The organism is candidate division TA06 bacterium, assembly GCA_016208585.1.
GTDB lineage: Bacteria > Edwardsbacteria > AC1 > AC1 > EtOH8 > UBA5202.
On the sequence record JACQXR010000090.1, the window covers coordinates 1 to 6985 of the forward strand.

Sequence of the window (6985 nt, forward strand, 5' to 3'; positions counted from 1 at the left end):
GGCCAATTAATACACCATCCCCGGTATGTATTTTTCACTTTTCTTTCATGTTTTTTATCCCATCGCCCTCATCAATATGCTGGTTTTCTTCAAATTGTGGGCTACGACACCCCAGCCGGTCCAGTTCTCCATGCCGTTGTCCCCGGTAAGCAGACAACGATCAAAGCCAAAGCAACGGGCCAAATAGCTGAGGCGTCCCTCAGATCCGGCCCGGAACTTCTGCAACCTTTTAAACCAATGTTGTTGTTCGTATTCCTTTCGTTTCCTACTTCGTTTACCACGGGCCGGCAGCGATACTCTTTTAACGCCCATTTTAATCGCCAGCCGCTCGTTTTTTGCCGAACTCAGACCCCGATCAGTGGCAAGCTCTTTAGGTACATGTCCAAACGTTTCCTGATGAGTTTTGAGCAAACCTTTAGGCAATGATGTTTCTGACGGATTGCCGGAAAGCACCTGGCATTGACTGACGATCCCTTGTTCGACCTCGGCCACCAGCGCCTTGTTTCCAAAAGTGGTTTTCTTGGATTGCTTGCCGGTAACTATTGGCTTGGCCTTGGAATTGAAAACGCTGATCCGGCGATTCGGCAAGTGGTGGTTGCCTTTCAACACCTCTTGCGATTGCCCCAATAGCTTTTCCGTCACCTTGACAAATGTCTTCAATCGTTGGTTGGCGCGGCCGACAGCGGCCTTCATTGTTTTTTTAACCTGGCCGTTCCGTAATGCTCGGCTGGCGGCTTTGCTCATCGCCTTGGCGCGTTTTATAGTGCGTCGAGTATGCCGAATGACTATCCGGCATAATTCTTTGGTTTTGTCCTCGCCGAGCTTTTTGAATTTGGTCAGCCGTCGCAGCGACTTTTTGATTACCCTGGTGTGCTCAATGAATTTGATTTTAGCGCCGACACCGCTCTCTTTTAGCCGTTTGACCAATCGGTTGATTACTTTCACTCCATCTCCCAACAGGCTGCTGTCTGTGGGAAAGTGGATGTTAGCTTCGACCGCTTTGCAGTCGGCCCTCAGCTTTTTGCCCCGGATGATCTTTTTCTCGGTGAGTTTCTTGACCAGTTCCTGGTTGATCTCTTTGGCTAATTCCGGACCGTACAAATTAGTCAGCTTGACCAAAGTCGTATCATCGGGAACCTTGCTGCTTAATGACACGCGGCAAAACCGCCGCCATTTGAAACTGTCGGACACCTCCTTCACTAAGGTGTCGTATCCAAGCTGATAGCGGTGTTTGAGATACATCATCCGAAGATATGTTTCTATCGGCGTGCTGTTCCGCCCGGTGTTCAGTTTCTTAAATGTCCGGTGTTTCCTGAAATACGGCATGTTGGCTTCGTAATCGCAGCATAATTCCTCCTTTGTTGTCCCTAATTATACCATTTTCTAACGGCCAACGGAAGTGAAATCCGCATGTTTACTGCATATTTGTCACTTCTTTTTCAGTGAAAACTATATAAGAAAACCAGGAAGAACAGGAATATTTTAGGTTTACTGGATTTCCATATACCTAAGTTTCCGGCATCAAAGTTAGTAATCGGATTGATCCGCGTTAATCCGCGGCCCATTAAGGTTCCTCTCAAACCCCTTCCTGGGCCCAAACCAGGATCCGGCCGCAGGTCTCGCAGGTTATCAGATTTTCCATTTTCTTGATCTCGTTTATGAACTGGGGCGGCAAATTGGCATAGCACCCGCCACAGGAATTCCCGCTGACCGGGACCACTGCGGTCCCGGGGCGACCCTGCATGATCCGGTTATAGACCAAAGCGATATCGGCCGGCAAGGTTTTGATCACGGCCTCCCGCTGGGTCAACAGTCCGGTCAGCCTGGCCTCCATTTGAGATAATTGCTCCAGTAGGATTTTCCTTTTGCCGTCCAGGTCTTTTTTCAGCAAGTCGTGCTGCCGGGAAAACTCCTTCTCCTGAATGGCCAGGGCATCCAGCCTTTCCATCTCCAGCAGGATCTTCTCCTCAATCCCGGATATTTTTACCTTGCCCTGCTCTATCTCGTGCTGCATGGCGGTGTATTCCTTGTTGGTCTTTACTTGGGGCAACTGGGAGTGCAGTTTCTTCAAAGCGGCCGCGGCGGACTCCAGATCAAGTTCCCGGGCCTTTTTGATTCTGGCGACCTCAGTAAGCTTTTGGCTCACCTCCTTCATGGCCCCGGCTCCCTCCTGCTCCCTCAGATTAAACTCATTCAGTTCCTGGGGGATGGCCTCCAGCCGCTGCCGGACCGAATATACATCCGCATCCAGCGCTTGGATCAGACAAATGGTCTTAAGCTCTTCTTTCATGGTCCGCCGTAAGTTGTAAATTAAAAAGGCGCGCCTGGCAAATTAAACCAAAACGCACCTGTTACAAGACTTCGACCCCGGTTTTCTTTTACCGCCGGGTCTGCTTTAAAAGCCCTGATTATGTTAAGTTTCATCTGCATTTTGCGTTAGTTTATCCATTCCATTTTAGCACCAACGGCTTGGTTTGTCAAACTAAAAAATAGGGACAGAATTTTGCAAAAATAAAGCCCATATTTTAATTGACAACCGGAGCCTTTTGGCGGTAAAATTCAAGCAATGCAGATTTTATTGACATTCCTGATCTCGGTCGCCCTGGTCGGCACTTTGCTCTACCTTTTCTGGAGGGCGCGTTTCGGCCTTCCGGCCCCCGGCTCCATTCCCATCCTGGCCTATCATAAGGTAGACAGCAGGCTGGAGCTGGGCGGCACCATGATATCGCCTCGTCGTTTTGCCCGGCACCTGGAATATTTTAAGAAGAACAGTTTCCAAAGCGTCACCCTGTCCCAAGCCGTGGAGCTGATGCGGCAGGACGTTGCAGCCGGAAAAAAATACCTCTGCCTGACCTTCGACGACGCTTACCAGGGGTTTTACCGCCACGCCTTTCCCCTGTTGAAAGAGTTTGGCTTTACCGCCACCGTTTTTGCCGTCACGGATTTCGTGGGGAAATCTAATGACTGGGACATCAACTGGGGCGGTTTGAAATTCGAGCACCTAAGCTGGGAGCAGATGAAGGAGATGCAGGTTTACGGGATAGAGTTCGGCTCCCACACCAAAACCCACCGGGACCTGCGCTTTTTAAGCCCGGAACAGCTTCGGGACGAGCTGGCGGCATCCCGGAAGCTGATGGAGCAGAACCTGGGCGTGCAGGTGACCACCCTTTCTTATCCCTTCGGGCTGTATAACGAAGCAGTGAAACAGGCGGCATTAGAAGCCGGTTACCTCTCGGCCTGCAGTTTTTCGCCCCGGATGAAAAACAGTGAAATAGATTTTTACGCCCTGCGCCGCTGCGGAGTTTACGTCACCGACATCATCTGGGACCTGAAGCACAAGATCGACCACGATTCCCCCTGGTTCTGGCCGCAGGACCTGTGGAGCCGCCTGGTGAACTGGTGCGCCGGCGGCACGGCCCTGGCCAAGAGAATACTACACCGATAGACTAAATTTAAAAAATGGGAAATTGTAGTTGTGTCCCTTTGGTATTACTCACGCCTACGGCGCACAGGCAGGGCATGCTTAGTGCCCTTCGGTTCAACTCGGAGCATGTTTTGGGACAAGAAGCCATAGCTCTCTTAAAACTTGATTCCTTTCAAACAACGTAAGATTATAAACTTTGCCTTGGTGTCTTGGTGGCAATGAAAATAGGAGCATCACATGAAAGAATTCTTCCAGCAGCTGCCGGGCTGGCTAAAATCCGGCCTGGCCCTAAAAGGCCTGATACTGTTAGGCCTTGGTTTCTTCGCCGCCCAGGTCCTGGCCAGAATGGCCGAAAAGGCCGCCGCCAAAAAATCGGAGAAGCACACCGCCATGATGATCGGCAAGGTGGTCTACTATGCGGTGATCGTGCTGGTGCTGGCGGCGGCGCTGGACATCTTCAACGTCAAATTGACCGCCATCCTGGCGGCGGCCGGCATCATGTCGGTGGCTTTGGGCTTCGCCGCCCAGACCTCGGTGGCCAACATCGTTTCCGGATTCTTCCTGCTGATGGACCGGCCCTTTGAGATCGACGACGTGATAGACTTTGAGGGACAGCAGGGCACTGTCACCTCCATCGATCTGCTGTCCACCAAATTGCGGACATTCGACAATCTCTATGTCCGGATACCAAACGAGAACCTGATCAAGAACAAAATAGTGAACCTTACCCGGTATAAGACCCGGCGTCTCTGTTTGCACTTCAAGCTGGGCCCCGAAACCGATATTGCCGCTGCCAAGAAAATAATTTTGGACGCAGCCCGCGGCTACCAGCATACCCTGGCCGATCCCCACCCCTTTACCGTGGTCCAGGGTTTCGGCGAAAGCGGCACCAGGCTGGACCTTTTCCTGTGGGTCAAGGGCGAAGCCTATCTCCAGAGCCTCTCCGACCTGAACGAGAACATCAGACGGGCCCTGTTGGCGCGCGGGATAAGGCTGGCCTTCCCCCACCGCGAGATCATCAATAAGAGTTAGACTCCGGACCTGCCTTTAGAAAGTTAAATGTTTGAAAAAGGTTTTGGAAATTTTAATTTCAGTCACGGATGATCTACTTTTCCGTTTTTTTTTCTAACCTGTTCCCTAAATTTGAAAACAATAGTGATTATGCGGGTTGTACAATTTTTTTTAACGCCTAACCCTGGAAACCCTTGTCTTTTAAGGATTTCAGAACATTTCGAAAAAAATCTTGTAAAAAACCAAAAATAAGTTATCCACAACACTACCTATTGTGTTGTGGATATTTTTTTGACTACGCCTAAACTTAAATATATAAATGTTCTAAGACCATTGATTTTAAAGGGTTTTGGAATACTATCATTTTTATGCAATGTAATAAAAGTTATCCACCAAAAAAAAAATTCCCTCTCTACTTGACAAATATACAATATATTGTATATTTATACACAATTAATACAAGATTCTAATATTTTAAACCTAAAAAGGAGGTGAAAAGAATGGCTTGCGCAAAGAAGGCTGTGAAGAAGGTCGCCAAGAAGAAAAAGTAAATTCGGCATAAATTATCTGGCTCGCTAACGAAACAAACCACAATTTAATTACCGGAGGAATCCGGCGAGAAAGGAGGTTTAATAATGCCAGCCAAGAAGAAAGCCGCTAAGAAGAAAAAGAAATAACTGGGTTTTTAACACAGTTTCAAAAGCCCCGCCGTAGGCGGGGCTTTTGTTGTTTCATCCCGGGATTCCACTTGCCGGCTTTATTTTTCTTTTTCATATGATCCATCACCGCCTTCAACCCGCTCTTTTCTCCCAGTTTCAGAAAATACTTATAGGCCGCGGCATACTCTTTTTGCTGGTTCCTCAGCTTGCTGTCATTGACTTTCTCCTGGCCCCAGTACTGGTTCATCAAGGCCGAAAGGTATTCGGCAAAACCCTCCACTTCCCTTTGGCCTTGGACCTTGGGAAAATAACGATAGTTGATGTCGTGAGCCAGCTCGTGGGCCGCCACGTCCCTGAAATTCGCAGGCGAGAGGCCAGAGAGGATGAATATGTCAAATAATTCCCGGGTCACTTTTTTTTCTTTTTTCTTGTTTACGCGATATTCGACATTATACCGGTAAAAACCCCGTTCGGCAAAATTCTTGTGCCCCAGCAAAAGAGCCAGGCTGTCGGCGTCCACCAGGTGGAACATTATGGTGTCCGGGGTGGAAAGGCCTAGGTGGCTTTTCATGTCCAGCCGCACCTGGTCAAACATCTTTTGGGCCAAAGCGGAATCCATCACCGCCAGGACCATGCAGGAGTCGCACCAGCGGCGGCCGTCCTTTGATTCATGGCCGGCCCCGGGCATCTGGCAGTTGAAGCAGGCCGGAAGTTTGGCGCACTGGCCGCAGAATTTTACGCCCTCGATCTCGGTCCATGATTGCATGGTGGCTCCGCACAACGCGCATTTAGGTAAGGTAGTCCGGTAGCATTCCTGGGAGCAGTAAAGTTTGTCCGGATTTTGCTTATCCCTCAGGCCGCCCTGAACCCGTTTCCCGCAAACCGCGCAGAGGGGCAGTGATTTTTGGAAGCATTCTTCGGAACAGAAATATTTGTCCCGGGTATAGACATACCCCCCTGCCAGGCCCTTGCCATCGGCGATCGACTTGCCGCAACTGGCGCATTTGGGCATGGCCTGGGCGAAGCACCTTTGGGAGCAGTAGACCTTGCCCTCATATTCCACATATCTGTCCTTGGACGTGATCGTCTTCCGGCACCGATCACATTGAAGCGTAGCCAGGGCTGGGGAGGACCAGAGAAGCGTCAGCAAGATCAGGAGCGAGAAGAGTGCTTTTTTCATTGTTTATCCGTTTTGACAAGTTCGGTTGCTATTTTCTTTTCAGCACTAAAGTCAAAAGATAAAAGCCCATGGCCGCCAGCACCATGGTAGCGCCGGAGGCGGTGGCCAGGTAGTAGGAGGCGATCAGCCCGGCGATGGAAGCCGCCAGGCCGAAGCCAGCCGAAAGCCACAAATACTGCTTCATACCGCCCGCCAGGTTGCGGGCGGCCGCGGCCGGCAGGATCAGCAGGGCGTTGATCACCAGCAGGCCCACCCACTGGATGGCCACGGTAACCACCAGGGCGGTCATCACCGAGAATACCGCCTCGGCCAGCCCGGTGTTGATCCGGCGGCTCTTGGCCAGCGAGGGGCTCAGGCTCAGCAGCATTATCTTGTTGAAGTAAAATATCCAGAATCCTGCCACCGCCAAAAGCAGGATCATCAGCTTGGCGATGTCGGCTGGGCCCACGCTTAAGATGTCCCCTATCAGGTACTGGGAATAGCGGTTGAAGCCGCCCCGCCGGGAAAGGATGACTATCCCCAGAGCCACCGCAAAGGACATGATCAGCCCGATCACGGTGTCGGCCGAGGCCTTGGTCCGCTGCCTTAAAAAACTGAATGACAGGGCCAGCAGGGCGGAGAAGATCAGCATAGCCCACAGCGGATCGCCCAGGCTTAAAAGCGCGCCGATGGCCACCCCGGTCAATGCCGCATGCCCGATGGCGTCGGAGA

The 6985-nt window shown here is 50.9% G+C and carries 6 protein-coding genes; 2 read left to right on the forward strand and 4 right to left on the reverse strand.

From position 1 onward, the window contains the following. Positions 1-54: 54 nt before the first annotated feature. The gene (locus HY768_06935) at positions 55-1326 is read right to left on the reverse strand and encodes an ISNCY family transposase (GenBank protein MBI4726944.1); all 1272 of its coding nucleotides are present in this window, start codon (positions 1324-1326) and stop codon (positions 55-57) included. 250 nt (positions 1327-1576) lie between these two features. Beyond that, positions 1577-2290, reverse strand: a complete 714-nt coding sequence (locus HY768_06940) for a hypothetical protein (protein ID MBI4726945.1) — start codon at positions 2288-2290, stop codon at positions 1577-1579. A gap of 276 nt (positions 2291-2566) precedes the next feature. Between HY768_06940 and HY768_06945 the strand changes: the two genes are divergently transcribed. Both HY768_06945 and HY768_06950 read left to right on the forward strand, forming a co-directional pair. Next, the gene (locus tag HY768_06945) at positions 2567-3445 is read left to right on the forward strand and encodes a polysaccharide deacetylase family protein (protein ID MBI4726946.1); all 879 of its coding nucleotides are present in this window, start codon (positions 2567-2569) and stop codon (positions 3443-3445) included. Positions 3446-3661: 216 nt separating this feature from the next. Further along, positions 3662-4456, forward strand: coding sequence for a mechanosensitive ion channel family protein (locus tag HY768_06950; protein MBI4726947.1), 795 nt, complete (start codon positions 3662-3664; stop codon positions 4454-4456). Positions 4457-5131: 675 nt separating this feature from the next. On the opposite strand, the gene HY768_06955 is transcribed toward HY768_06950, so the two are convergent. Continuing rightward, entirely contained in the window at positions 5132-6274 is a 1143-nt protein-coding gene (locus HY768_06955; protein ID MBI4726948.1) for a hypothetical protein, read from the reverse strand. A 28-nt stretch (positions 6275-6302) separates the two neighbouring features. Continuing rightward, on the reverse strand, positions 6303-6985 hold a 683-nt coding region (locus HY768_06960; GenBank protein ID MBI4726949.1), incomplete at its 5' end, for a metal ABC transporter permease.